This window comes from Mycobacterium sp. AZCC_0083, assembly GCF_014202335.1.
In the GTDB taxonomy this organism is placed as follows: Bacteria; Actinomycetota; Actinomycetes; order Mycobacteriales; family Mycobacteriaceae; genus Mycobacterium.
This window is the reverse complement of record NZ_JACHGP010000025.1, coordinates 26,611-50,810: the sequence shown is the minus strand read 5'-3', so window position 1 is coordinate 50,810 and position 24,200 is coordinate 26,611. Positions and strand designations below refer to the sequence as shown.

At 66.4% G+C, this 24,200-nt stretch carries 25 protein-coding genes and 1 pseudogene; 16 read left to right on the top strand and 10 right to left on the bottom strand.

Features of this window, described 5'->3' with window-relative positions; all coding sequences use genetic code 11:
* Positions 1–17 precede the first annotated feature (17 nt).
* The 7 genes from HNP02_RS38705 to HNP02_RS38675 are packed head-to-tail and all read left to right on the top strand — an operon-like array spanning position 18 to position 7,648.
* Positions 18–1,055, top strand: coding sequence for an MCE family protein (locus HNP02_RS38705; protein WP_184445958.1), 1,038 nt, complete (start codon positions 18–20; stop codon positions 1,053–1,055).
* The gene (locus HNP02_RS38700; RefSeq protein ID WP_184445957.1) at positions 1,048–2,103 is read left to right on the top strand and encodes a virulence factor Mce family protein; all 1,056 of its coding nucleotides are present in this window, start codon (positions 1,048–1,050) and stop codon (positions 2,101–2,103) included. Before HNP02_RS38705 ends, HNP02_RS38700 begins: the two co-directional genes overlap by 8 nt.
* Positions 2,100–3,515 (top strand): MCE family protein, encoded by a 1,416-nt coding sequence (locus HNP02_RS38695; protein WP_184445956.1) that lies wholly within the window; start codon positions 2,100–2,102, stop codon positions 3,513–3,515. The genes HNP02_RS38700 and HNP02_RS38695 overlap by 4 nt, the downstream gene beginning before the upstream one ends.
* Positions 3,512–4,696: an MCE family protein gene (locus HNP02_RS38690; RefSeq protein ID WP_304611034.1), complete on the top strand. Its 1,185-nt coding sequence runs from the start codon at positions 3,512–3,514 to the stop codon at positions 4,694–4,696. Before HNP02_RS38695 ends, HNP02_RS38690 begins: the two co-directional genes overlap by 4 nt.
* Positions 4,696–6,438, top strand: coding sequence for a virulence factor Mce family protein (locus HNP02_RS38685; RefSeq protein ID WP_184445955.1), 1,743 nt, complete (start codon positions 4,696–4,698; stop codon positions 6,436–6,438). The genes HNP02_RS38690 and HNP02_RS38685 overlap by 1 nt, the downstream gene beginning before the upstream one ends.
* Positions 6,435–7,154 (top strand): mammalian cell entry protein, encoded by a 720-nt coding sequence (locus tag HNP02_RS38680; RefSeq protein WP_184445954.1) that lies wholly within the window; start codon positions 6,435–6,437, stop codon positions 7,152–7,154. The genes HNP02_RS38685 and HNP02_RS38680 overlap by 4 nt, the downstream gene beginning before the upstream one ends.
* Entirely contained in the window at positions 7,154–7,648 is a 495-nt protein-coding gene (locus tag HNP02_RS38675) for a mammalian cell entry protein (RefSeq protein ID WP_184445953.1), read from the top strand. The genes HNP02_RS38680 and HNP02_RS38675 overlap by 1 nt, the downstream gene beginning before the upstream one ends.
* On the opposite strand, the gene HNP02_RS38670 is transcribed toward HNP02_RS38675, so the two are convergent.
* The 4 genes from HNP02_RS38670 to HNP02_RS38655 form a co-directional block, all read right to left on the bottom strand.
* A complete protein-coding gene (locus tag HNP02_RS38670) occupies positions 7,635–9,059 on the bottom strand; it encodes a trehalose-6-phosphate synthase (RefSeq protein ID WP_309241860.1) in 1,425 nt (474 codons plus the stop codon). The genes HNP02_RS38675 and HNP02_RS38670 overlap by 14 nt on opposite strands.
* An 80-nt stretch (positions 9,060–9,139) precedes the next feature.
* Positions 9,140–9,304: a hypothetical protein gene (locus tag HNP02_RS38665; RefSeq protein WP_184445951.1), complete on the bottom strand. Its 165-nt coding sequence runs from the start codon at positions 9,302–9,304 to the stop codon at positions 9,140–9,142.
* A gap of 50 nt (positions 9,305–9,354) precedes the next feature.
* Positions 9,355–9,714: an intersectin-EH binding protein Ibp1 gene (locus HNP02_RS38660; RefSeq protein WP_184446016.1), complete on the bottom strand. Its 360-nt coding sequence runs from the start codon at positions 9,712–9,714 to the stop codon at positions 9,355–9,357.
* Positions 9,715–9,864: 150 nt separating this feature from the next.
* Complete coding sequence (locus tag HNP02_RS38655; RefSeq protein ID WP_184446015.1) at positions 9,865–10,209, bottom strand: intersectin-EH binding protein Ibp1; 345 nt, start codon at positions 10,207–10,209, stop codon at positions 9,865–9,867.
* Between the two features lie 278 nt (positions 10,210–10,487).
* On the opposite strand from HNP02_RS38655, the gene HNP02_RS38650 reads away from it, so the two are divergent.
* Complete coding sequence (locus tag HNP02_RS38650) at positions 10,488–11,327, top strand: SDR family oxidoreductase (RefSeq protein ID WP_184445950.1); 840 nt, start codon at positions 10,488–10,490, stop codon at positions 11,325–11,327.
* Here HNP02_RS38650 and HNP02_RS38645 read toward each other — a convergent pair.
* Entirely contained in the window at positions 11,324–12,229 is a 906-nt protein-coding gene (locus HNP02_RS38645; RefSeq protein WP_184445949.1) for an NAD(P)-dependent oxidoreductase, read from the bottom strand. The genes HNP02_RS38650 and HNP02_RS38645 overlap by 4 nt on opposite strands.
* A 37-nt stretch (positions 12,230–12,266) precedes the next feature.
* On the opposite strand from HNP02_RS38645, the gene HNP02_RS38640 reads away from it, so the two are divergent.
* The gene (locus tag HNP02_RS38640) at positions 12,267–12,701 is read left to right on the top strand and encodes a YdeI/OmpD-associated family protein (RefSeq protein ID WP_184445948.1); all 435 of its coding nucleotides are present in this window, start codon (positions 12,267–12,269) and stop codon (positions 12,699–12,701) included.
* A 4-nt stretch (positions 12,702–12,705) separates the two neighbouring features.
* Here the strand turns inward: HNP02_RS38640 and HNP02_RS38635 are convergent, their stop codons facing one another.
* Together HNP02_RS38635 and HNP02_RS38630 are read right to left on the bottom strand one after the other, a co-directional pair.
* Positions 12,706–13,056 (bottom strand): DUF732 domain-containing protein, encoded by a 351-nt coding sequence (locus HNP02_RS38635; RefSeq protein WP_184445947.1) that lies wholly within the window; start codon positions 13,054–13,056, stop codon positions 12,706–12,708.
* Between the two features lie 84 nt (positions 13,057–13,140).
* The gene (locus HNP02_RS38630) at positions 13,141–14,295 is read right to left on the bottom strand and encodes an XdhC/CoxI family protein (protein ID WP_184445946.1); all 1,155 of its coding nucleotides are present in this window, start codon (positions 14,293–14,295) and stop codon (positions 13,141–13,143) included.
* Between the two features lie 144 nt (positions 14,296–14,439).
* Between HNP02_RS38630 and HNP02_RS38625 the strand changes: the two genes are divergently transcribed.
* The 7 genes and pseudogenes from HNP02_RS38625 to HNP02_RS38600 all read left to right on the top strand — a co-directional run bounded on the left by HNP02_RS38625 (position 14,440) and on the right by HNP02_RS38600 (position 20,955).
* Entirely contained in the window at positions 14,440–15,447 is a 1,008-nt protein-coding gene (locus HNP02_RS38625) for a VWA domain-containing protein (protein ID WP_184445945.1), read from the top strand.
* Between the two features lie 74 nt (positions 15,448–15,521).
* Positions 15,522–15,803, top strand: coding sequence for a hypothetical protein (locus tag HNP02_RS38620; protein WP_184445944.1), 282 nt, complete (start codon positions 15,522–15,524; stop codon positions 15,801–15,803).
* A 19-nt stretch (positions 15,804–15,822) separates the two neighbouring features.
* Positions 15,823–16,587, top strand: a complete 765-nt coding sequence (locus tag HNP02_RS42375; RefSeq protein ID WP_255507459.1) for a DKNYY domain-containing protein — start codon at positions 15,823–15,825, stop codon at positions 16,585–16,587.
* Positions 16,588–16,672: 85 nt separating this feature from the next.
* Positions 16,673–17,612: pseudogene (locus tag HNP02_RS43410) on the top strand (DUF1254 domain-containing protein).
* A gap of 93 nt (positions 17,613–17,705) precedes the next feature.
* Positions 17,706–18,110 (top strand): Fur family transcriptional regulator, encoded by a 405-nt coding sequence (locus tag HNP02_RS38610; protein ID WP_221318504.1) that lies wholly within the window; start codon positions 17,706–17,708, stop codon positions 18,108–18,110.
* Positions 18,111–18,159: 49 nt separating this feature from the next.
* Positions 18,160–20,334: a catalase/peroxidase HPI gene (katG, locus tag HNP02_RS38605; protein WP_184445942.1), complete on the top strand. Its 2,175-nt coding sequence runs from the start codon at positions 18,160–18,162 to the stop codon at positions 20,332–20,334.
* Positions 20,335–20,502: 168 nt separating this feature from the next.
* Positions 20,503–20,955 (top strand): hypothetical protein, encoded by a 453-nt coding sequence (locus HNP02_RS38600; protein WP_184445941.1) that lies wholly within the window; start codon positions 20,503–20,505, stop codon positions 20,953–20,955.
* A gap of 5 nt (positions 20,956–20,960) precedes the next feature.
* On the opposite strand, the gene HNP02_RS38595 is transcribed toward HNP02_RS38600, so the two are convergent.
* The 3 genes from HNP02_RS38595 to HNP02_RS38585 all read right to left on the bottom strand — a co-directional run bounded on the left by HNP02_RS38595 (position 20,961) and on the right by HNP02_RS38585 (position 24,153).
* Positions 20,961–21,443 carry a hypothetical protein gene (locus HNP02_RS38595; RefSeq protein WP_309241857.1) on the bottom strand — a complete coding sequence of 161 codons (483 nt, stop codon included), beginning with the start codon at positions 21,441–21,443 and terminating at the stop codon, positions 20,961–20,963.
* 8 nt (positions 21,444–21,451) lie between these two features.
* Positions 21,452–23,611 (bottom strand): DUF4185 domain-containing protein, encoded by a 2,160-nt coding sequence (locus tag HNP02_RS38590; protein ID WP_184445940.1) that lies wholly within the window; start codon positions 23,609–23,611, stop codon positions 21,452–21,454.
* Positions 23,612–23,793: 182 nt separating this feature from the next.
* Positions 23,794–24,153 (bottom strand): hypothetical protein, encoded by a 360-nt coding sequence (locus tag HNP02_RS38585; protein WP_184445939.1) that lies wholly within the window; start codon positions 24,151–24,153, stop codon positions 23,794–23,796.
* Positions 24,154–24,200: the final 47 nt, after the last annotated feature.

Genomic DNA, 24,200 nt, shown 5'->3' with positions numbered 1-24,200 from the left:
AAGAACATGGTGCGCTGATGACTCGCGATACCAAGACACTGGTGAACGTCATCGTCTTCACCGTCGTGATGCTGCTCGTCGCTGCGGGGCTGGTGGTCGTGTTCGGCCAGTTCCGCTTCGCGTCCGGCAACACCTACCACGCCACCTTCGCCGAGGCGTCCCGGCTCAAGGCCGGTCAAGACGTCCGGATCTCCGGTGTGCCAGTGGGTTCGGTCAAGAAGGTCAAGCTCAATCCGGACAACAGCGTCGACGTCGCGTTCGACGTCAACGAGCGGTATCAGCTGTACACCTCGACCAGGGCCGTGGTTCGCTATCAGAACCTGGTGGGGGACCGCTACCTCGAAATCACCTCCGGCCCAGGGGATCTGCGCAAGCTGCCCCCTGGCGGCACCATCGCCAAGGACAACACCCAGCCCGCGCTCGACCTCGACGCGCTTCTCGGTGGGCTCAAGCCGGTGCTCAAGGGGCTGGACGGCAACAAGGTCAACGAGGTCAGCAACGCGGTCATCGAGCTGTTGCAGGGCCAGGGCGGCGCGCTGTCCAACCTGCTGGCCAGCACCGGATCGTTCACCCAAAACCTGGCGTCCCGTGATCAGCTGATCGGCGACGTGATCAACAACCTCAACACGGTCCTGGCCACCGTCGACGAGAAGGGCACTCAGTTCGACGCCAGCGTCGACCAGCTTCAGCAACTGATCACCGGACTGGCTCAGAACCGCGACCCGATCGCGGGCGCCATACCTCCGCTCGCCTCGGCGTCCAGCGATTTGACCGAAATGCTGCAGGCCAGCCGTCGTCCGCTGCAGGGCGTCATCGAGAACATCCGACCGCTGGCGCAGCGGCTCGACGAGCGAAAGGGCGACGTCAACAAGGTGATCGAGCCACTCGCCGAGAACTACCTGAGGCTCAACGCGCTCGGCGCGTACGGGTCGTTCTTCAACATCTACTACTGCTCGATCCGGATGAAGATCAACGGCCCGGCGGGCAGCGACATCCTGATTCCGTTCGGTGGTCCGCCGGACCCGTCCAAGGGGAGGTGCTCGGACAATGGCTAGGCTGGACGGCAACCCGACCCGAACCGGGATCTTCGGCATCGCTCTGGTGGCGTGCCTGGTCCTGGTGTCGTTCGGCTACACCAAGCTCCCGTTCTGGCCACAGGGCAAGAACTACCAGGCGTACTTCACCGACGCAGGCGGCATCTCGCCAGGCAACGACGTCGCCGTCTCGGGGATCAAGGTCGGACAGGTGTCGTCGGTGGAACTTGCGGGCGACGCCGCCAGGGTGACGTTCACGGTCCAACGCGACATCAAGGTCGGCGACCAGTCACTGGTGGCGATCAAGACCGACACCGTGCTCGGTCAGAAGTCGCTTTCGGTGACGCCCGGTGGCACGGGCAGCTCGACGACGATCCCGTTGGGCCGCACCACGACTCCGTACACGCTCAACACCGCGCTGCAGGACCTCGGCGGCAACGCCAGCGCACTGGACAAGCCGAAGTTCGAAGAGGCGCTACAGACGCTCACCGACACCCTGCATGACGCGACGCCCCAACTGCGCGGCGCACTCGACGGTGTCGCGAACCTTTCGCGCAGTCTCAACAAGCGCGACGAAGCGCTGGAACAACTGCTCGCCCACGCCAAGCGGGTATCCGACACTCTGGCCCAGCGCGCGGGACAGGTGAACCAGTTGATCACCGACGGCAACCTGCTGTTCGCCGCGCTCGACGAGCGCCGCCAGGCGCTGAGCAACCTGATCTCGGGCATCGACGACGTGTCACGCCAGCTCTCCGGCTTCGTCGCGGACAACCAGCGCGAGTTCCTTCCCGCGCTGCAGAAGCTCAACCTGGTGATGGACAATCTGCTCCAACGCAAGGCGCACATCGGCGAGGCCCTGCGCAGGCTGCCTCCGTATGCGACCGCGCTCGGCGAGGTCGTCGGCTCGGGCCCTGGCTTCCAGATCAATCTGTACGGCCTGCCACCCGCCACCATCTCCGAAGTGTTGCTCGACACCTACTTCCAGCCGGGCAAGCTGCCGGACAGCCTCGCCGACATGCTGCGCGGATACATCTCCGAGCGCATGATCATTAGGCCGAAGTCGCCATGACACAGGAGAATTCGAACTCGGGCCGCAACCGCTGGCTGCGGATCGCGCTGGCCGCCGTGCTGGTGGTGGTGCTGGCCGGTGGCGTGTACGCGGTGTGGCCGACGCGGGGCGGCAAGAAGGTCGTGGCGTACTTCCCGTCGGCGGTGGGCCTGTACCCGGGCGACTCTGTCAGCGTGGTCGGCGTGCCCGTCGGCACCATCGACTCGATCAAGCCGCGCGCCGCCGACGTCCAGGTCACCATGACCGTTCGTGACGACGTGAAGGTGCCCGCCGATGCGCGGGCGATCGTCATCGCCCCGAACCTGGTGTCGGCCAGGTTCGTTCAGCTCACCCCGGCCTACACCGGTGGCGCCGTGCTTGCCGACGGCGCCGAGATCGGGCTGGACCGCACCGGTGTTCCCGTGGAGTGGGACGAGGTCAAGGAACAGCTCACCCAGCTCAGCGCACAGTTGGGGCCGAAGCAGGGTGGGATGCAGGGCCCGCTCAGCGCGTTCGTGAACCAGGCGGCGGACACCTTCGACGGCAACGGCGACTCATTCCGCAAGGCGTTGCGCGAGCTCTCCCAGACCGCGGGGCGCCTCGGTGACTCGCGTACCGATCTGTTCGGCACCGTGCGCAACCTGCAGGTGCTGGTGAACGCATTGGCCAACAGCAACGAACAGATCGTGCAATTCTCCAACCACGTCGCATCGGTGTCCCAGGTGTTGGCCGACAGCTCAAAGGATCTCGACGTCACACTGGGCACGCTCAACCAGGCGCTCGGTGACGTGAAGGGCTTCCTCAACAAGAACAACGAGGCCCTGATCGGCCAGGTCGGCAAGCTCGCCGAGTTCACCCAGATCCTGACCGATCACAGCGACGACATCGAGCAGATCCTGCACATCACGCCGAACGGGTTGGCGAACTTCTACAACATCTACAACCCAGCCCAGGGCACCGTCGGCGGCCTGCTGTCGCTGCCCAACTTCGCCAACCCGGTGCAGTTCATCTGCGGCGGCACCTTCGACACGGGCTCGAACCCGGACAACTACAAGCGCGCCGAGATCTGCAGGCAGCGGATGGGCCCGGTGTTCAAGCGGATTGCGATGAACTTCCCGCCACTGCTGTTCCACCCGATCAACAGCATCACCGCATACAAGGGCCAGATCATCTACGACACCCCGGAGACCGAGGCGAAGGCGCAGACCCCCGTGCCGTACCTGCAGTGGAACCCCGCACCCGGCGTCACGCCCCCGACCGTTGGGCCGGACGGCAACCTCAGCGACCTGCTTCTGCCGCCGCCAGCCGTCGTCGGCCAGATCTCGCCCGCCGGCCCTGCGCCGGGACCGTCGCCGATGGGGGCGGGCGCCCTGCCCGGGCCGGCACCCACGCCGGAAGCGCCACCGCTTCCTGCGGAAGGAGCGGGCGGATGAGAATGAACATCTCTGCGGTAGCACGACGCGGCCTGGTGCTGGGTTCTGGCGTGTTGCTGCTGGCCGGCTGCCAGTTCGGCGGGCTGAACTCGCTCGACATGCCTGGCACCGCGGGCCACGGAAATGGGTCGTACACCATCACGGTCGAACTGCCCGATGTTGCGACGCTGCCGCAGAACTCGCCGGTGATGATCGACGACGTCACCGTCGGCAGTGTGTCGGGAATCGAAGCCATGCAACGGCCCGACGGGACGTTCTTCGCGGCCGTGAAGCTGTCCCTGGACGGGAACGTCAACCTCCCGCAGAACTCGACGGCGACCGTCGCGCAGACGTCCCTGCTCGGTTCTCAGCACGTGGAGCTTGCCCCGCCGGCCGACCAGTCCGGAGAGGGCAAGCTCAAGGAGGGCTCGAACATCCCGCTGGCGCAGGCCCGTCGCTACCCGACCACCGAAGAAGTGCTCTCCACTCTCGGCGTGGTGGTCAACAAGGGCAATCTCGGTGCGCTGCAAGACATCACCGACGAGGCGTACGCCGCCGTGGTTGGACGTGCGGGAAGCTTCACCGACCTGATTCCGCGGCTCGCGGAGCTGACCAGTTCGCTCGATCAGCAGACGACCGACATCATCGCCGCCGCCGATGGTCTGAACCGCTTTGCGGGCATTCTGGCCAAGAGCAAGGACAGCCTGGGCAAGACCCTGGATTCGCTGCCCGCCGCGCTGAAGGTGCTGAACGACAACCGGTCGAACCTCGTCGACGCGTTCACCGCGCTGCGCACCTTCGCCGGTGTCGCCTCACACGTGTTGTCGGAGACCAAGACCGACTTCGCCGCGGACTTCAAGGACCTCTACCCGGTGATCAAGGCGCTCAACGACAATGCCGACGACTTCATCAAGGACCTCGAACTGCTGCCGACGTTCCCCTTCCACTACAAGTACCTGCGCAACGCGATCCGCGGTGACTACATGAACGTGTTCGTGACGTTCGATCTGACGCTTCGGCGTTTGGGTGAGTCGGTGTTCACGACGTCAAAGGGTCTCGATCCGAACATGAAGCACATGGACGAGGTCATCAACCCGCCTGACTTCCTCGTCGGGGCCATGGCCAACCTCTCCGGCCAGGCGGCAGATCCGTTCAAGATCCCGCCGGGAACCGCAACGCAGCACGACGGGGGGACACCGTAATGCTGGACCGGCTGACGCGCCTGCAACTGTCGATCTTCGCGGTCGTCACGGTGATCTGTGTTGGCGCCATCTCGGCGTTCTATCTGCACCTACCTGCCGCGGCTGGCATCGGGGCATACAGCATCACCGCGAACTTCGTTGCGGGCGGCGGACTCTACGAGAACGCGAACGTCACCTACCGCGGCGTCACCATCGGCCGGGTGGAGTCGGTGGGGCTGTCCAAGGACGGTGTCGTCGCGGACATGCGGCTGAACTCCGACACGCCGATCCCGCAGAACGTCACGGCGACGGTGAAGAGCGTCTCGGCCGTCGGCGAACAGTACGTGGATCTGGTGCCACCGTCGGACCCCTCCAACGCCCTGCTCCGGGACGGCTCGAACATCGGCGTCGATCACACCGCCATCGGCCAGGACATCGCAGGACTGCTGACCCAGGCCGACAATCTGGTGAGCAGCGTCGGGGACAGCAGGATTCAGGATCTTCTGCGCGAAACGTTCAAGGCGTTCAACGGATCCGGCCCGGAGCTGTCGCGGCTGATCCAGTCGTCACGCCAATTGATCGACGAGGCGAACGCCAACTACGGGCAGACCACCCAGTTGATCGATCAGGTGGGGCCCTTCCTCGACGCGCAGATCCGCAGCGGCGACGACATCAAGTCGCTCGCCGATGGGCTTGCCCGGTTCACCGCCGAGGCCGCCCATGCCGATCCGCAGATTCGGAACGTGCTGCAGACCGTGCCAGGTGCGGCGGACGCCGCCAACACCACGTTCGACGGCATCAGGCCGACGTTCCCGATGTTGGCCGCCAACCTGGCCAACGTCGGCCGCATCGGTGTGATCTACCACAAGTCGATCGAGCAGGCACTGGTGATCTTCCCGGCGCTGATGGCGGCGCTGATCACGGTTGCGGGTGGGGTCCCCGTCGACGAGGGCGGCAAGCTGGACTTCAAGGTGGATCTCGGTGACCCTCCGCCCTGCTCGGTGGGCTTCGTCCCTGCCCCGTTGATCAGGTCGCCCGCCGACACCACGCTGCGGGACCTGCCAACGGACCTGTACTGCAAGACTGCGCAGAACGATGCGGCCGTGGTGCGCGGTGCGCGCAACTATCCCTGCCAGGAGTTCCCCGGCAAGCGCGCGCCGACCATTCAGCTGTGCCGCGACCCGCGCGGCTACGTGCCGATCGGCACCAACCCGTGGCGCGGCCCGCCGCTTCCGTACGGCACGCCGATGGACCAGTCCGAAGACAATCACTACGAGCCGCCGGGCCGAAGCATCGCGCCGTACAACAAGTTCCCGTTCATTCCGCCGCAAGCCGATTATGACCCGGGTCCGCCGTCGGTGCAGTTGCCGCCCGGCGTCGTGCCGGGTCCAGGACCCGCGCCGCAGGCGCCGTTCCCATTGCCGGTGCCGCCGAACGACAACGGCCCGCCACCCCCGTGGCCGTACTACGCGCCGCCCGACCAGATCGTGCCGCCGTACGGTCGGCCGGGACCACCCGGGGCGCCGGCGCCACCACCACCCGGACCGCTGCCTGCAGAGGCTCCGCCACCCGATGCGCCGCCGCTGCCCGCCGAGGGTGCGCCGCCGCCGCAGGCCAGCGGCCCGACGTCGACGACGTACGATTCGAAGACCGGCGTGTTCGCCGACCCTGCGGGCGGGACGGGCGTGTTCGCCGGAGGTTCGAGCAAGGTTGCGGTTGCGGAGACGTGGGTCGACCTGATGATGGATCCAAGGCAGGCATGAGCGAACAAGACACGGACGCGGGCGAATCGACCGACGAGGCGCCCGAGTCGGCGAGGAAGGCTGCCGCCCGCCGCCGCCGGGCCTCCCGGGCCGCGGGACCCGCGGCAGGGGCCGTCGTCGCGACCACGGGTGTCAAGGTCGAGACGCCTGCGACGATCAAGGTGCGGATGGCCCGAGTCGGGCCGCCGCCGCGCCGCAGGCCGAACGGTCGTCTGGTGGCCCTGGTGGGCTTGAGCGTCGCCGCGGTGCTGGTGGCCGTGCTCGGCGGTCTGGTGGCGCTGCTCGTCACTCAGCAGCGCACCGCCGATGCCGCGCAGGCACGTCAGCAGGAGTTCATCGACACGGGCACGCAGACAGTGGTCAACATGTTCAGCTACAACCAGAACAACATCGACGACAGCGTGAACAGGTTCGTCAACGGCACCAGCGGCCCACTGCGCGACATGATGAGCCAGCCGGGCAACGTCGACAACCTCAAGGCGATCTTCCGCGACACGAATGCGACTTCGGAGACCGTGGTCAGCGGAGCCGCGCTGGAGAAGGTCGACGAGATCGCCAAGAACGCCTCGGTGCTGGTTTCGGTGCGGGTGACGGTGACCGACATCGATGGCGTCAACAAGCCGTCGCAGCCCTATCGGTTGCGGGTCATCGTGCACGAGGACGACAACGGCCACATGACCGGCTACGACCTGAAATACCCGGACGGGGGCAACTGATGGGCCGCTGGACCACCAGACTGGCCGCGGCCTTCGGGATACTGTTCGCCGTCGCATTGGTGGCGCTCGCAGGCGTCGGTGGCTACCTGTACTGGAATCGCGTCGAGATCCGCGCCGAACAGCAAGCCAGCCAAGAACTTCCGCCGCTTGCGGCACAGCAGATCCCGCTGATCCTCGGCTTCGACTATCAGACGGTGGAGCGTAGTCGCACCGAGGTGTACAACCTGATGACGCCAGATTTCCGGCGTCAGTACGAGGACGACACCACCAAGAACGTGATCCCACAGGCAAGGGACCGGCAGGTGGTCAGCCAGGTGAACGTGGTTGGCACCGGAATGCTGTCCGCCGAACGTGATTCGGCTTCGGTGTTGGTGTTCATGAACCGCACCGTCACCGACAAGTCCAAGACACCCGTCTACGACGGAAGCCGCCTGCGCGTCGACTACCAGAAGATCGACGGCACGTGGCTGATCAAGGACATCAAGCTCCTCTGACGTCCGACCCGTTGCCGGTGTTGCGGGTGTCGGCAAGCGCGTCGAGGAACGAGCGCGCCCAACGGTCGACGTCGTGGGCGAGCACCTGGCGGCGCAGCGCACGCATGCGTCGCCTGCCCTCCTCGGGAGACTGGGTCAGCGCGGCTTCGATCGAGTCCTTCACACCGTCGAGGTGATGCGGATTGGTCAGGTAGGCCTGTCGGAGTTCTGCTGCGGCGCCGGTGAATTCGCTGAGCACCAGCGCACCGCCCAGGTCGCTGCGGCATGCGACGTACTCCTTGGCGACCAGGTTCATACCGTCTCGAAGAGGAGTCACCAGCATGACGTCGGCAGCCACGAAGAACGCGATCAGTTCATCGCGTGGAATCGGCCGGTGCAGGTAGTGCACCAACGGATGGCCCACCGTGCCGTACTCGCCGTTGATGTGGCCGACCTGACGCTCGATGTCCTCGCGCATCGCCTTGTAGCTCTCGACCCGCTCCCTGCTGGGTGTGGCCAACTGGACCAGCACCGTGTCCTCGGCATTGGCGCGGCCTTCGTCGAGCAGCTCGGAGAACGCGTGCAGCCGGACGTCGATGCCCTTGGTGTAGTCCAACCGGTCGACGCCGAGCAGAACCTTGCGGGGGTTGCCCATCTCAGCGCGGATCTCGCGGGCCCGTTGGCGGATGCCGCGGTCGCGGGCCTTGCGGTCGAGTTCTGCGGAGTCGATCGAGATCGGGAAGGCGCCCACCTTGACCGTTCGGAAGCCGACTTGGATCTCACCGAACCGGGACCGCACTCCGACCGTCGCACGCGAGGTGTTCGCACCGACCAGCCGTCGGGCCAGGATCAGGAAGTTCTGCGCGCCGCCGGGTAGATGAAACCCGACGAGGTCGGCGCCGAGCAGGCCCTCGATGATCTCGGTCCGCCACGGCATCTGCATGAACAGCTCGATCGGCGGGAACGGGATGTGCAGGAAGAAGCCGATGGTCAGGTCCGGCCGCAGCATCCGAAGCATCTTCGGCACCAGCTGCAGTTGATAGTCCTGGATCCACACGGTGGCGCCGGGCGCCGCGGCGCGCGAGGTGGCCTCTGCGAACCGGCGGTTGACGTCGACGTACCGATCCCACCACTGGCGGTGGTAGATCGGCTTGACGATGACGTCGTGGTACAGCGGCCAGAGGGTGGCGTTCGAGAAGCCCTCGTAGTACTCCTCGAAGTCGTCGGCCGACAGGCGCACGGGACGCATCTCGAGGTCGTCCTCAACGATGGGATCTTCGTCGCCGTCCGTGACGCCCGGCCAGCCGATCCAGGCTCCGCGGCGTTTCCTCAGCAGGGGCTCGAGCGCCGTTACCAGCCCGCCTGGGCTGCGTTTGAACGTCGTGGAGCCATCGGGCAGCCGCTCCATGTCGATGGGCAGCCGATTGGCCACGACGACGAAGTCGGACTCGCCGCTCTCCGCAACGAAGTCGGAGTCACCGGAGTCGGCATCCGCGCCGTCTCCTGATGTCACTACGCGTCTTGTTTCGCCGGCCCGATACCCAACATCGACAGGAACACGCGGCACTCGTCGGCATCGACGGCATAGGCAGCGACAACGCGTCGCGCCTGCCGAGCGGTGCTATCGGCCAAGGGTTCGACGTCACCGAGTTCGGCGGGATCAGTTTTCGCAGCCATGACACAACTCTAGGCGACTCGTCGAATCGCCTAGAGTTCCGCCTGCTCTTTTACCCTTCGCTACCGGTAATGGTCGGGTCGCTGCCGACCGTCGACTCGGGCGTGACGGCGGGCGCCGCGTCCTCGGCAAGGCCGATGCACTGGCCGCTGTTCCGGCCGGTGCAGGGGACGCCGTCGATCTCCGGGATGTCCGGGTTGCCTGCGGTCGTGCTGAAGGGTGAGTTCGGCACGGTGTGGGGGACGCACGCGTCCGTGTACAGGTCCTCTTCCTCGCCTGCGGGGCACGCGGCGACGTGCACACCGGGTGCAGTCGGCACGGTGAACGCGGCAACCGCGGGAGCCGCGGCGACGGCGAGCGCGAACCCACCGGCAAGGATAAGTCGTCGCGCTGAAATCTCGAATGGCGCCATCGTCACGCTTTCTGTCGTAATTGACTGTCTCGTCGGAAGGATTCTATGGAACCTGCCAGGAATCTGCATACGTTCCGAGAGTTCCCTGAGAACGCGCCGCTTCCTGGTGCGACGAGCGTGACGACTTAGCAGGCGGAATTCGCCGCGAAACTAGGGGCTCGAGCTGATCGACGAGTGCGGGACGGCGGCGGGGCCTTCCGCCTGCTGCTCCTCGGAAAGGCCGATGCACTGGCCGGAGTTGGCGCCCGTGCAGGGGACGTTGTCGACTGAGGGCAGTCCACCCGGAGACGACTGGAACTCAGGCGAATTCGGAACCAACTCGGGCGTGCAGGTGCCGGTGAACGTGTCTTCTGTCTCGCCGTTGGGGCACGCAGCGACGGACGGTCCCGCGGAGGCGGGGACGGTGAAGGCGGCGACCGCCGGTACGGCGGCGATCGCAACCGCGAACCCTCCGGCAAGGATCAGTCGTCGTACGGAGAACTCAAGGGTCGCCATCGTCACGCTTTCTGTTGTGTTGACCGACTCGACGCGGAATGGGCTGATTGCCAGCCGAATACCACCTCGAGAATACGCGCAGAGGAGCGGAAACATCGATCGATCACGAGTCGAAATGGTGCGCCCGTGCCGTTTCTGTGAGCTACCTGCCAGACCCCTGTGGCGTTGCTGATCGACGGAGGGCCCGGAATCTCCGTGCCGCGGCCGCGCGGCGTGGTTCGATGACGAGAACGTGTTCCAGTTTTGGTGCTCTATTCGGACAACCCGAAGGGAAAGCGGTGCAGCTCTCGTTGGCGGATCGGACCATCCTCGTCACTGGCGGGGGCAGCGGAATCGGCAAGGGCGTCGTGGCGGCGGTGGTGGCCGCCGGCGGCAACGCGATGATCGTCGGGCGTAACGCCGACCGCCTGGCAGCCGCCGCGGACGAGATCACCGCTGCGGCTGGAGATGGCGCCGGCTCGGTGCAGTACGAACCTGCCGACGTGACGAACGAGGACGAGGTCGGCGTGGTGGTGGAGGCCGCCACCGCGTGGCACGGCAGATTGCACGGTGTCGTGCACTGCGCAGGCGGATCGGAGACCATCGGGCCGATCACCCAGGTCGACTCGGACGCCTGGCGCCGCACCGTCGACCTCAACGTCAACGGCAGCATGTACGTGCTCAAACACAGCGCGCGCGAGCTGGTGCGCGGCGGGGGAGGCTCGTTCGTCGGCATCTCGTCGATCGCGGCGAGCAACACCCACCGCTGGTTCGGCGCCTATGGCGTGAGCAAGTCCGCGCTCGACCATCTGATGATGCTGGCCGCCGACGAACTTGGCGCATCCTGGGTCAGGGTGAACTGCATCCGTCCCGGCCTCATCCGCACGGATCTCGTTGCGCCCATTCTGGATTCGCCCGAGATCAGCGGCGACTACGCGAGTTGCACTCCGTTGCCGCGGCCCGGTGAGGTGGACGACATCGCCAACGCCGCGGTATTCCTCCTCAGCGACCTGTCGAGTTGGATCACCGGTCAGCTCATCAACGTCGATGGCGGGCACGGCCTTCGACGCGGCCCCGACATGTCAGCGATGCTGGGGCCCGTCTTCGGGGTGGACGCGCTGCGCGGGGTCGTCGGCTAAGGACGGACAGGGTGGTGGGCAGGATTAGTGCCGCCCGCCTCCCACGCGCTCAGCGCGCCGACAGCCGCCCAGTCCAGCTGGCCGCCACCGTTGGCCAGCAGGGTCAGGAAGCGGTCGCGCAGCAGGCTGGCGATCGGCAGCGGCACCTGCAGCTCCTCACCGGCGGCAAGGACCAGACGGATGTCCTTGAGCCCCAGCGTCGCGGCGAAGCCGGCGGGTTCGAACTGCTCGCGGGCGACCAGGCCGCCGTAGGTCGAATAGACCGGCGAGCCGAACAGGGTCGAGGTGAGGATGTCGAGGTACTGAAGCTTGTCGACGCCCGCCTTGCCCACCAACGCCATGGCCTCGCCGAGCGATTCGATCACCGAGGCGATGAGGAAGTTGCCGCTGAGTTTGACCAGGCTCGCGGCCGTCGGATCGTCGGCGACGACGAACGTGCGCTGACCGATCGCATCGAAGATCGGTGAAACCGTCTGCAGTACGGCAGGTTCGGCCGCGGCAATGACGTACAGCTTGGCGGCCTCGGCCGCCTCGGGCCTGCCGAAGACGGGTGCGGCGACGAAGCGCTGACCGGCCTCGGCGTGGGCCGCACTCAGGCGGGTGGCGAGTGCCACGCTGATCGTGGAGCACGACACGTGCACCGCCCCCTCGCCCAGTGATGCCAGGATCCCGTCCGCCCCGAACGTCACCGCTTCGACGGCGTCGTCGTTGGCCAGCATCGAGACCACCACCTCACCGCCGCAGGCCTCGGCGACCGTTCGGGCGGGCCGCGCGCCGCGTTCGGCGAGTGCGTCGACCTTGTCCAGAGAGCGGTTGTACGCGGTGACCCGATGGCCGGCCTTGAGCAGATTGGCGGCCATGCCCGAACCCATGTTTCCCAACCCGATGAATCCGATGTCCATGGGTGTACTTCTACTCCGGACAGTTGAGAATGAGCTGATGGGGTTTTCCACGATCATGTTCCGGGACGGCAACAACACCGGGATCGAGGTACCTGCCGAGGTCGTCGAGGCCCTCGGTTCGGGCAAGCGGCCCCCTGTCGTCGTCACGGTGAACGGCTACTCGTACCGCTCGACCATCGCCCCGATGGGCGGCAAGTACCTGATTCCCTTCAGTGCTGAGCGGCGCAACGAGTCCGGCATCGCCGGTGGCGACGCGATCGACGTGGAAGTGGTCCTGGACTCCGCACCCCGAGTGGTCGACGTGCCCGAGGACCTGCGGACCGCCCTCGACGACTCGCCGGAGGCGGCAGCGGCATGGGCGAAGCTGTCGTACAGCCACCAGAAGGCGCACGTGACGGCGGTACTGGGAGCCAAGGCGGCCGAGACCAGGGCGCGCCGGATTGCCGGGGCCGTCGCGAAGCTGGTGGGTTGAGCGGCTACTTGGGCGTCTTGTCGCGGCAGTAGGCGTACACCGCGACGCCGGCGAATGCGGTGATGTCGTCCACCGACCAATTGGTGGCGTTCTTCACGTGCAGCAGCGCGTCGTTGACGGTGCCACCGCGGTGCAGCAGGTCGCAGGTGGAGTGGGCCAGATCGATGGCGTCCTGGGAGGACTTGACCTGGACGCCCTTCTGTTTGATCGCGTTGACGAACGCCTGGTCCAGTTGTTTTGCCTGTTGTTCTTCCTGGGGGTCGGCGTGCGCAGGGATGGCGACCACGGTGGCCAGGCCGATGCTCGTGCCCATGGCAAGGACGACCGCAGCCACGATGTTCTTCTTCGACCTCATGTGTCTCCCCTGTCACGGACAACGCAAGTCACAACAGTACGACAGCAAACCGCACATTGAGTATCGAAGCAGGTCGGTTGGGTGTTACTCGACCGGCCCGCGAAGCCCCGACTCTTGGTGAACGTCGTGGTGAATTCGGGAATCGACCTCGGCAAGCGGACGGCCGCGGCCGCCCCAGCGCCTCGCGATGATCTCCGCGACGATCGACACCGCGGTCTCCTCGGGTGTGCGGGCTCCGAGGTCGAGTCCGATGGGGCTGGCCAGCGCGTTCGTCTCGGCCGTCGTCAAGCCCATCTCGTGCAGGCGGTCCAGGCGGTCGAGATGGGTCTTGCGCGACCCCATCGCGCCGACGTAGCCGACCCGCGGCAGGCGCAGCGCCACCTCGAGCACCGGCACGTCGAACTTCGGATCGTGGGTGAGCACGCAGATCACGGTGCGGGCGTCGATCGCGCCGACCGCCTCCTGGCCGGCGAGGTAGCGGTCGGGCCAGTCGACGACGACCTCGTCGGCGGCGGGGAAGCGGGCTGGCGTCGCGAACACGGGGCGGGCATCGCAGACGGTCACCCGGTAGCCGAGTAGAGCGGCCTGGCGCGTCAACGCTGCGGCGAAGTCGATGGCGCCGAAGACGATCATCCTCGGCCGAGGTGCGTGGCTGGCGACGAACACCTCCATGCCCTCACCTTGGCGTTCACCGTCGGATCCGTACGTCAGAACGGCGGTGCGGCCTGCGGCGAGCAGGCCGCGGGCGTCGTCGGCGACGGCATTGTCCGCGCGGGCCGAACCGAGTGAACCAGAGGTCGTCGACTCATCGATGACGAGTCGCCTGCCGACCCATTCCGGATCGGGGTGGGCGACGACGGTGGCCACCGCCGTCGGGCGGTGCAGGGCGATGTCGTTGGCCACCGCCCCCAATTGCGGGAACGTTTCGCGGGAGACCGGCTCGGCGAAGATGTCGATGATGCCGCCGCAGGTCAGGCCGACGGCGAAGGCGTCGTCATCGGTGATGCCGTAGCGCTGCAGCCGGGGCCGCCCGGTCAGCACCACCTCGCCTGCCAACTCGTAGACCGCGGCCTCGACGCATCCGCCGGACACCGAGCCCGCAACGGAACCGTCGGGGGAGACCACCATGGCGGCGCCTGCCGTGCGCGGTGCCGACTTGATGGTGCGCACCACGGTGGCAAGGCCGGCCGTACCACCGGCACTCCAGACCGAGATCAGCTCGTCGAGGACGTCGCGCACAGTTCGAGTGTAGGTTCGCACTCCGTGCACGGCACCCCACCTGAGTGACTGCTCAGCGGCCGGGGAGGGCCGCACGTAGGGGCTTCTGCAGCCCACCTTTGTACTCTCGGCTTAGGGTCACGTTGGCTCGTCGAAGGGACACTAGTGAATCTGCCCGTGTTGGGGCCAATGCCGCTCTCGGCTTTCGCGCATGCGTGGTACTTCCTGTTCCTCGTCCCGATCATCGGTCTGGTCGTGCTCTATCTGGCCGTGCAACGGTCCCGACGGCACCGGTTGGCACGGTTCGCCGACTCGGAGATGATCGAGAGCGTCTCGCCACTGCGCGCCAGTCGGTGGCGTCACGTACCGGCGGTGCTGCTTGCGCTCGCCCTGGTGTTTCTGACCATCGCGATGGCCGGTCCCTCCCTCGACCGCAAGATCCCCCGCAACCGCGCGGTGGTGATGCTCGTCATGGACGTGTCCACGTCGATGGGTGCCACCGACGTGGCGCCGACCCGGATGAAGGCCGCCCAGGAGGCGGCCAAGAAGTTCGCAGGCGATATCACCCCCGGCATCAACCTCGGCTTGATCTCGTATGCCGCGAACCCCACGATGCTGAGTTCACCGACCACCAACCACGACGCCACCAAGATCGCCATCGACAAGATGCAAATCTCCGACCGGACCGCCACCGGCGAGGCGATTTTCGCTGCGCTGCAGGCGATCTCGACGGTGGGCGCGGTGATCGGCGGAGGTGACACGCCGCCCCCCGCCCGCATCATCCTGTTCTCCGACGGCAAGGAGACCAGCCCGTCGAACCCCAACAATCCGCGTGGGGCATTCACCGCGGCGCGCGCCGCGCACGATCAGGGCATCCCCATTTCGACGATCTCGTTCGGCACCCCCGACGGCACCGTGACCGTCGACGGCAATCAGGTTCCGGTGCCGGTCGACGACACCACGATGAAGCAGGTCGCGCAGTTGTCGGGAGGCACCGCATACTCCGCGACCGACCTCAAACAACTCGAGAAGGTCTACACGTCACTGCAGAATCAGATCGGCTTCGAGACGATCAGGGGCGAGGCCAGCACCGGCTGGCTGCGACTGGGGGTCGGAGTGCTCGCCATCGCCGCGATCGCCGCACTGCTGATCAATCGGCGCATGCCGGTCTGAACTCGCCCGTTTCGGCGGCCCGGCGGTTGGGTATTGAACGAACATCCAATCGTCGGCTGCTGAAGGGATTTCCCATGGTTGACCAGGAGGTCGGCGGCCTCGAAGATCCGATCGCCGCCGTGTTGGCGACCCTCGGACTGCTGCTCATGTTCGTTGCGGTGATCGGTCTCGTCATGGGTGTGGCGTCCTTCGGCCTCGGTGGCGGCGTCTTCGCCATGATCAGCTGCGCCATCGCCGCGTTGAGTTTCGTCGGCAGCATCGCTTGCTTCGTCATCGACGGCAAACGACTCGCCGCAGCCGAGGAAGCGCTGCCCTTCCCGAGCATGTTGCGCAACCCGTCGACTCCGACCGGGTGATTGCCGGTACCGTCTGCTCATGCGGAAGGTGGTCGTCGGCATGTGCGTGCTGGCGCTGGCGTTGTTGCCTGCCTGCAGCCGCAATCGGACGCCCAACTCGTTGTTCGACGCCTCCGGCTATCACGTCACCGACGACAAGGTCTTCTACCTGAATGCCTTCCCTGGCAAGGCATTCCAGATCGACGGGGCGGATGTCGCGTCGTTCCAGGTGTTCGACCAGACCTACGCGCGCGACAAGTCGAACGTCTACCTCAACGGCGGGGTGCTGTCCGGCGCCGACGCCGCGACCTTCCTACCGCTGGAGCGGCCTGGCTTCGCCAAGGACGCACACCACGTCTATCAGCGCGACGTCGCGATCAGCGCCGACCCGGCCCACTTCGAGCTGCTCGACGGCGAGCTCTCCAAGGACGGGTCCGCGGTGTACTGGTCCGACGGGAGGGTGCTGTCGGAGGACCCCGCGCACTTCGTGATCATCTCGAACGTCGACCACTACCTGTTCACCAAGGACGCCGAAACCGTTCAGGTCAACGGCAACCCGATCGACCAAGCCGACCCCGCCACGTTCCGCGTGCTCGGCGGCGCATACGCGACCGACGGTCGGCGCGCCTTCTACTTCACCGACCGGATTCCGGATGCCAGCCTTGCATCGTTCCATCCGATCCGGCGACCTTCCGCGTGCTCAACGCGGCCTTCGAGTGCTCGGCCGATGCCGAACACGGCTACTACCGACAGACCGTCGTCGCGGGCGCGGATCCACGTGCGTTCCCGCCGGGGCGCGCCGTGACCGGGTGTTCGCATACGTCGATCACGTTCGCCGACTAGCGTGTGCGGGCATTGCCGCCGAAACCGGAATCCAGAGCGCTGCACCGGTGAAGGTCACCCCGGACAACTTCATCAGGGCGGAGTCCGACCTCTACTTCAGTCACATCGTGAGCGACAACGGGTTTGGGCACTTCAAGCACAGCCGTGAACTCACGCCGCTGGACAAGCAAATGGTCATCCGGCAGAACCGCGACACGCTCTACTCGGCGGCGGTGTTCGATCTCGACGCGGGCCCCGTCACGGTGACGACGCCGGACCCGGGCACTCGATTCACATCGCTGCAGATCATCACCGAAGACCACTACGTGCCCGAGGTGGTCTACGGCCAGGCCCGGCGCACCTTGACCCGTGACGACGTCGGAACGCGTTACGTCGCACTCGCCGTGCGCATTCTGGTCGACCCCGACGATCCCGCAGACCTCGACGCCGTGCACGCATTGCAGGACGCCATCACCGTCGAGCAGGCGTTGCCCGGCGGCTTCGAGACCCGCGTGGGACGCCGCGAGTCAGAAGGTCGTGCGCGATGCGCTCGTTGCGCTAGCGACCACGCTGCCCGACGCCAAGGGGATGTTCGGCACCAAGGACACCACCGATCCGGTGCGCCGGTTGATCGGTGCGGCGAACGCGTGGGGCGGCAACCCGGAACGGGACGCCTTCTATCTCACCGTCGTGCCCGCCCGCAACGACGGCACCACGGCCTACGAACTCGTGGTGCGCGACGTTCCCGTCGACGCGTTCTGGTCGGTCACCGTCTACGACGCGATGGGCTACTTCACCCCGAACGACAGGAACGCGTATTCCCTCAACAACCTGACGGCAACGCCGTCCGACGACGGGTCGGTCGTGATCCGGTTCGGCGGCCGCGAGGACCGGCCCAACTGCCTTCCGCTCGTGCCTGGATGGAACTACTGCGTGCGGCTATACCGGCCATGCGCGGCAATTCTGAACGGGGAGTGGACGTTTCCCGCCGCGGAGGTAGCCGAGTAGGAACACGTCGGCGCGCCAAAAAACCAATTCTTGACTGATTCCAGAAAAGGCGCAAGACTACGGGGCGTGGATGCGACCGCGGACTTCCGGGAGATGCTGCAGGCGTCAGCCCTGCGCGTGACCCGTCCCCGGGTGGCCGTCCTGAGCGCGGTGTACACGCTGCCGCACGCCGACACCGACACGATCATCCGTGCCGTCCGCGGCGACCTGCCCGACGTATCGCACCAGACCGTCTACGACTCGCTCAACGCGTTGACGGCCGCGGGTCTGGTGCGGCGCATCCAGCCATCGGGGTCGGTCGCCCGCTACGAATCGCGAGTCGGCGACAACCACCACCACGTCGTGTGCCGGGTGTGCGGTGTCATCGCCGACGTCGACTGCGCCGTCGGCGATGCGCCCTGTCTCACGGCTTCTGATGCCAACGGATTCTCGATCGACGAGGCCGAGGTCATCTACTGGGGCACCTGCCCCGATTGTTCAAACGTTCGAAGTTCCTGATCACATCCGTGAACACAGCCCTTAGTTCACCAACCCCGGAAGGAAAGTTGTGTCCGATAGCGAGAACCCAGCAATCGATTCGCCGAAGCCCAAGGCGCATGCACCGCTGACGAACCAGGATTGGTGGCCCGAGCAGATCGACGTGTCGGTCCTGCACGCGCACTCACCGAAGGGCAACCCCCTCGGCGAGGACTTCGACTACGCCAAGGAATTCGCGAAGCTCGACACCGACGCCCTCAAGGCCGACGTCATCTCGGTGATCACCACCTCGCAGGACTGGTGGCCCGCCGACTACGGCAGCTACGCAGGCCTGATGATCCGGCTGTCCTGGCACGCCGCAGGCACCTACCGCACGTTCGACGGCCGCGGCGGCGCAGGCCAGGGCATGCAGCGCTTCGCTCCGCTCAACAGCTGGCCCGACAACGCCAACCTCGACAAGGCCCGCCGCCTGCTGTGGCCGGTCAAGCAGAAGTACGGCAACAAGATCTCTTGGGCCGACCTGCTGGTGTTCGCGGGCAACGCCGCGCTGGAGTCGGCTGGCTTCGAGCCGTTCGGGTTCGGCTTCGGCCGTCCCGACTTCTGGGAGCCAGAAGAGGTCATCTTCGGCGAGGAAGACGAGTGGATGGGCACCGACAAGCGCTATGCGGGCGCCCCTGCGTCGGCGCGCCAGCTCGAGGAGCGCTACGGCGCCACCACCATGGGCCTGATCTACGTGAATCCCGAAGGCCCAGAGGCCAACCCGGATCCGTTGGCAGCCGCAATCGACATCCGCGAGACGTTCGGCCGGATGGCGATGAACGACGAGGAGACCGCGGCGCTGATCGTCGGCGGTCACACCCTCGGCAAGACCCACGGCGCCAGCGCCGACCCGAACGGCCCAGAGCCGGAGGGCGCGCCGATCGAGCAGCAGGGGCTTGGCTGGAAGTGCCCCTTCGGCTCAGGAAACGCCGGCGACTCCATCACCAGCGGCCTCGAGGTGGTGTGGACGCCAACCCCGACGCAGTGGAGCAACAGCTTCCTGGAGATCCTCTACGGCTACGAGTGGGAGCTGACCAAGAGCCCCGCCGGAGCGTGGCAGTTCCAGGCCAAGGACGCGGAGGCGATCATCCCGGATCCCTTCGGTGGTGCGCCGCGCAAGCCCACGATGCTGGTCACCGACGTCTCGATGCGCGTCGATCCCATCTACGGCCCGATCACCCAGCGCTGGCTGGATCATCCCGAGGAGCTCAACGAGGCGTTCGCGAAGGCCTGGTACAAGCTGCTGCACCGCGACTTGGGGCCGATCAGCCGCTACCTCGGGCCGTGGATCGCCGAAGAGCAGCTGTGGCAGGACCCGGTGCCCGCCGTCGAGGGCGCGCTGATCGACGATGCGGACGTCAAGGCGCTCAAGGCCAAGGTGCTCGACTCCGGCCTGTCGGTCCAGCAACTCGTCAACACCGCGTGGTCGGCGGCGGCGAGCTTCCGCAGCACCGACAAGCGCGGCGGAGCCAACGGTGCGCGGCTGCGTCTCGAGCCGCAGAAGAGCTGGGAGGCCAACGAGCCGTCCGAGCTGGCCAAGGTGCTACCGGTCCTCGAGAAGATCCAGCAGGACTTCAACGGTGCTGGTGGCAAGAAGGTCTCGCTGGCTGACCTGATCGTGCTGGCCGGTTCGGCGGCGGTGGAGAAGGCCGCCAAGGATGGCGGTGTCGAGATCGAGGTTCCGTTCGCGCCGGGCCGCACCGACGCCTCGCAGGAGAACACCGACGTCGAGTCGTTCGGGCTGCTGGAACCGCGGGCCGACGGGTTCCGCAACTACGTCAGGGCGGGCGAGAAGCTGCCGCTGGAGAAGCTGCTGCTCGAGAAGGCCTACTTCCTGGACGTCACCGCACCCGAGCTGACGGTGCTCATCGGCGGTCTGCGTGCGCTCGGGGCCAACCACGGCGGCAGCAAGCACGGCGTGTTCACCGACAAACCGGGCGTGCTCACCAACGACTTCTTCGTCAACCTGCTCGACATCGGCACGTCGTGGAAGTCGGGCACCGACGAGAACGTCTACGAGGGCGTCGACCGGGCATCGGGCAAGACGAAGTGGACGGCCACCGCCAATGACCTGGTCTTCGGCTCGCACTCGGTGCTGCGTGCGATCGCCGAGGTGTACGCCCAGGACGGCAGCCAGGAGAAGTTCGTCAAGGACTTCGTCGCCGCGTGGGTGAAGGTCGCGAACAACGATCGGTTCGACATCTGATCCCTGCAACGAACTGACACAACACCCCGCGAGCCCACCCGGCTCGCGGGGTGTTGTGTTTGTTGGGTGGTTCGAAGTCTCCGTCGAGAAAGTGAGGGAATCCGGGCCCGCGTCGCTCCTAGTTGGTGAACGTGGCAGATCGCCGCGACCAACCTCGAAGGAGACATCATGCCCACCAACCTCACCAACCGCATCGCAGCCGCTACCGTCGCACTGGGCGCAGGTGCCGCTGCCGTCGGCCTCCTGGTCATGGCCCCCGCGGCCCAGGCCAGCCCGATGACGTTCGCTCAAGCCTGCACCACCACGCACGGCTGGGTGGCGACCGTCGTCACCGCGGGCATCGAAGAGTGCCACTGGCAGGACCCGAACACCGGCAATGAGTGGATCAAGAAGAGCCCGATCGGTGCACCAGCCGTGTCGGCCAGTGGCGCAACTGCTTTCGCGCAGGCCTGCGTCATCACGCAGGGCTGGAACGCGGTCATTCCCGCCGCGGGCATCGAGCAGTGCCATTGGCAGGATTCCGACGGCAACGAGCACCTCATTTCGAGCAAGCTGCCGACGAAGCCGCCGCTCCCTACGAAGGTCCCCAACCTCCCGCAGGCACCGCGGTCGGTGAACTGATCACGTCAGGGATTCACCCTCTGCCACAGGCAGTCGCCGGTCATTTCGATGGAGAACAGCTTCGGCACCACCTGAAGCGAAAGTGGCTGTCCTGGCCCACCTTCGCTGTCGTGAGGTGGGCCGGCGCCAACGCCGGGAATGACGGCGATTTGCTCTGCGCCGCACCGGGCGTCGGGGTCCAGCGGTGTGGCCGTCCAATCGCCCGACTGGATGCTCGCGTTGCGCAGGCCCTCTCCGTGCAACTTCATCGGGGGACCGAAACTCACCCACCGGTCGCTGACCGGATACGGCGAATCGACGGTCGTCCATTGATGGCCGGCGGGCCCGCCTGCGCACACCAACGGCGCCGTACCGTCGGGCGGCCACGTCATCGCATCGCCGAGGTTCGCGCCGCAGGACGTACCCGGTTGCGGTGCAGCGGGATCGGCGACCGCGACAGCCGGTAGGGCCAACGCCAGTGCAACTGCGGCAACGATGAAACGCAGCACGCCGCCTCCTACACCTTGGTCAGGTCGGTCCGCATCAAGCCGACGTTGTACTCGCCCCACCACGACAGATTCCAGTAGAGGTCGGATCCGGTGCCCATCGTGGACGGGGACCACGGGTGCATCATTGGCGCGTAGATGCCGCCGGGTTGTTGTCCCATCAGCACTTTGGCCGTCGACCAGGTGCCCTGTGGGGTATCCGAGGTCCGCATCACGATGTTGTTGAACTGGTCGCCGTAATGCGTCACGTACTTCTTCAGCTGCTTGTTGTACTGCACCGACATCTCGCTGACCTGGTTGCCAGCGTTGGCGACACCGCAGGCTCCCTGGTCCTGGCCGAACACGGGGGTGGCCGCGGCGGGATTGTTCCTCTGCCACCCGGCTGGGGTGGCGCCCCATCCGAACCACCCGCCCGGGTTGCCCTTGCTGTAGTAGTCGTACTTCGACACGTCAAGGATGTCCTTCTCCAGGACGCGGGAGACGTACGCCGCGCCCTGCCTGCCGTTGGGGGTGCCGTACCAGTAGACGTAGCCGTCGCCCGGTCGCACGAAGGCGCCCTGCTGGAAGTTCGCGTTGCCGCTCCACGGATCGTTGTACCGGATGGAAGTCGGTGCCACGCTCCAGTTCTCGCCGTTGTCGGTCGAGTAGGCGATGCCGGAGAAGTTGGTGGTCCACTGGCCGGGTGAGCCCCAGTTGGTCACCGACATGAAGTTGACGTACTGGGTGACCCCGAACCGCGTCCCGGGCGTCGGCAGCGAGATACCCGCGGTCGGAATGAGCGTGATACCGGCCGAAGCGCCCGGCGGCATCGCTTCGGGATTGATGATCCGCCGCGCATAGTTCTCGTACGGCCGCCCCGGCGGAACGTCCCACAACGGCATGCCACCGAACATGTTGCCGTTGCCGAACTCTCCGTCCGGCACGTCAACGCCGTTCGTGAGATCGGTATCGGCGCTGCGCATTAGGACGTTGAACCTCCAGTCCTCGCCGGGAACGTTGCGCAGCCCGAACGTGTCGCCGAACGCCATCAGGATCTGATGTTCGTTGTAGGGCGTGCTCGGATCGTCGACCATGCCGTTGTCCCACATGACGCCGATGTCGGTGCCCGACACACCGAACCGGGCCAACGTGTCTGCGATCAAGGGGTTTCCGGTCTGATAGTTCCCGGTCACCCAGTTGACGAACTGCGTCGACGGGCTGAGCTGCGCGCCCGGCAGCGGGAAGCCGGGCACGTTGGCGACGGCAGCGGCGGCAAGCGCGAGGCTGGTCGTCGTCTGGGTGGCGGCGAGCGCGACGTTGGTGGCGTTACCGCCGCCCAACGACGAGACGAAGTCGTCGATCTCGCGCCGTGCGAAGGCAAGCAACGTCCAGGCCAACGGCGCCTGGGCAGGCGCGCTCGGGGCGGCGGCGCCTGCGAGCGGACCGAACGCCCAACCGAGGACGTTCGACACGATGTTCGACACCGCGCCTGCCACCATCTCCAGCGGGTTGGGGGCCGCCACCGGAGCCGCCGGTTGCGGGTCCGTGCCGGCTGCGACCCTGGCTGCCAATGGCGCCGCGATCGTGGCATCCGCTTCGGCAGGTGCGGATGCTGCGGCTAGCGCGTTGACGGTGTCGGACGTGTCGCTCGCCGATTTCGCCGCGGCACGCGCTTGCACCGTGGGGGCGGATGGCGTGACTGCCTTCGTCGGCGGCGCGGTTGCCGAGGCCGATGGGTTCTTGTTGGGCGTCGGGTCTGGTTCGACGGTCGGCTTCGGCGTTGCGGTCTCGGTGGGTTGGGGCGCCTCGGTCGGTTCCTCGGGTGTTCCCGTTTCTTCGGGGGTCTTGGCGTCGGGGGTCTTGGTGCTGCCCGACGATCCCGTCGTGGTTTGGGCGCTCACCACGACGCCGGGAGCGACGGTGTTCGTCGTGGTGTTCGTGGTCGTGGTGGGCTCGGTGCCGGTCGCGGTCTCCGCAGGCGTGGTCTTGGGTTCCGTGTCGGGCTTCGGCGACGCGATGTCCGGCCCTGCCGTGCCTGCGGTATCCGTCGACTGCACGGTTCCGGCGGACGAACTGTCCGATGACGGCGAATCGTCCGCGATTGCGACGCCGTGTCCGGTGGCGATCGCCGTCCCCACCCCTAGCGCGACCGCCAGACGACCGACACGACCGACGTAGGAAGCTGCTCCCATGCTCGAACCCCTCTGTGATGGATAGCCGCCCCCGACAGGTGGAGCTATTCAATCGCAGCGTCAGCGGGCACGTTGAGCAAAAGGACAAATTGGCATCAAAATTCACACCAGAATCATGATCATGGGCTTTTGGCCTTGATCCCCGCCGCAGGGCACCGGGTCAGCTACGCCGCGGGTCTCTGTCAGTCGAGCTTCTCGAGCGCTTCCTCGTAGAGCTCGATGGCTTCGGGGAGACCCTGGTTCAGCCACGCATCGACGATGCCGACCTTGTCGGCGACCAACTGAACCTGGGTGACCCACCGGCCGAAGTCGTGGTCGCCGCGCAGGGAGTCGATCTGCTGTTTGGTGCCCTGGATCAGGATGAAGCCGCCCAGTTCCGTGCTCTGCGGTTTGAGGACGGCTGTATCGAAGCGCTCGATCCGGCCGTCCCGGACGAGGCCATCGAGATAGTCGGTCGTCGTGTGCTTGAGCAGATCGAGCGCCTGCCGTTCACGCCCGCGGGCCGGAATTCCCCAAGCCACCCAGAACCCAGCTTCAGCCACGGTTTGCTCCTTCGTCCACTCACTGTCGACCCGTGACGAACATATCG

Bases quoted from the DNA above. Each gene is read 5' to 3' on its own strand.
- HNP02_RS42375 (WP_255507459.1), top strand. From the start codon at position 15,823: ATGCGGAAGGTGGTCGTCGGCATGTGCGTGCTGGCGCTGGCGTTGTTG.
- HNP02_RS38635 (WP_184445947.1), bottom strand. From the start codon at position 13,056: ATGAGGTCGAAGAAGAACATCGTGGCTGCGGTCGTCCTTGCCATGGGC.
- HNP02_RS38645 (WP_184445949.1), bottom strand. From the start codon at position 12,229: ATGGACATCGGATTCATCGGGTTGGGAAACATGGGTTCGGGCATGGCC.
- HNP02_RS38600 (WP_184445941.1), top strand. From the start codon at position 20,503: ATGCCCACCAACCTCACCAACCGCATCGCAGCCGCTACCGTCGCACTG.
- HNP02_RS38665 (WP_184445951.1), bottom strand. From the start codon at position 9,304: ATGGCTGCGAAAACTGATCCCGCCGAACTCGGTGACGTCGAACCCTTG.
- HNP02_RS38620 (WP_184445944.1), top strand. From the start codon at position 15,522: ATGGTTGACCAGGAGGTCGGCGGCCTCGAAGATCCGATCGCCGCCGTG.
- HNP02_RS38700 (WP_184445957.1), top strand. From the start codon at position 1,048: ATGGCTAGGCTGGACGGCAACCCGACCCGAACCGGGATCTTCGGCATC.
- HNP02_RS38610 (WP_221318504.1), top strand. From the start codon at position 17,706: ATGCTGCAGGCGTCAGCCCTGCGCGTGACCCGTCCCCGGGTGGCCGTC.
- HNP02_RS38590 (WP_184445940.1), bottom strand. From the start codon at position 23,611: ATGGGAGCAGCTTCCTACGTCGGTCGTGTCGGTCGTCTGGCGGTCGCG.
- HNP02_RS38660 (WP_184446016.1), bottom strand. From the start codon at position 9,714: ATGGCGCCATTCGAGATTTCAGCGCGACGACTTATCCTTGCCGGTGGG.
- HNP02_RS38685 (WP_184445955.1), top strand. From the start codon at position 4,696: ATGCTGGACCGGCTGACGCGCCTGCAACTGTCGATCTTCGCGGTCGTC.
- HNP02_RS38695 (WP_184445956.1), top strand. From the start codon at position 2,100: ATGACACAGGAGAATTCGAACTCGGGCCGCAACCGCTGGCTGCGGATC.
- HNP02_RS38675 (WP_184445953.1), top strand. From the start codon at position 7,154: ATGGGCCGCTGGACCACCAGACTGGCCGCGGCCTTCGGGATACTGTTC.
- HNP02_RS38680 (WP_184445954.1), top strand. From the start codon at position 6,435: ATGAGCGAACAAGACACGGACGCGGGCGAATCGACCGACGAGGCGCCC.
- HNP02_RS38640 (WP_184445948.1), top strand. From the start codon at position 12,267: ATGGGGTTTTCCACGATCATGTTCCGGGACGGCAACAACACCGGGATC.
- HNP02_RS38655 (WP_184446015.1), bottom strand. From the start codon at position 10,209: ATGGCGACCCTTGAGTTCTCCGTACGACGACTGATCCTTGCCGGAGGG.
- HNP02_RS38705 (WP_184445958.1), top strand. From the start codon at position 18: ATGACTCGCGATACCAAGACACTGGTGAACGTCATCGTCTTCACCGTC.
- HNP02_RS38690 (WP_304611034.1), top strand. From the start codon at position 3,512: ATGAGAATGAACATCTCTGCGGTAGCACGACGCGGCCTGGTGCTGGGT.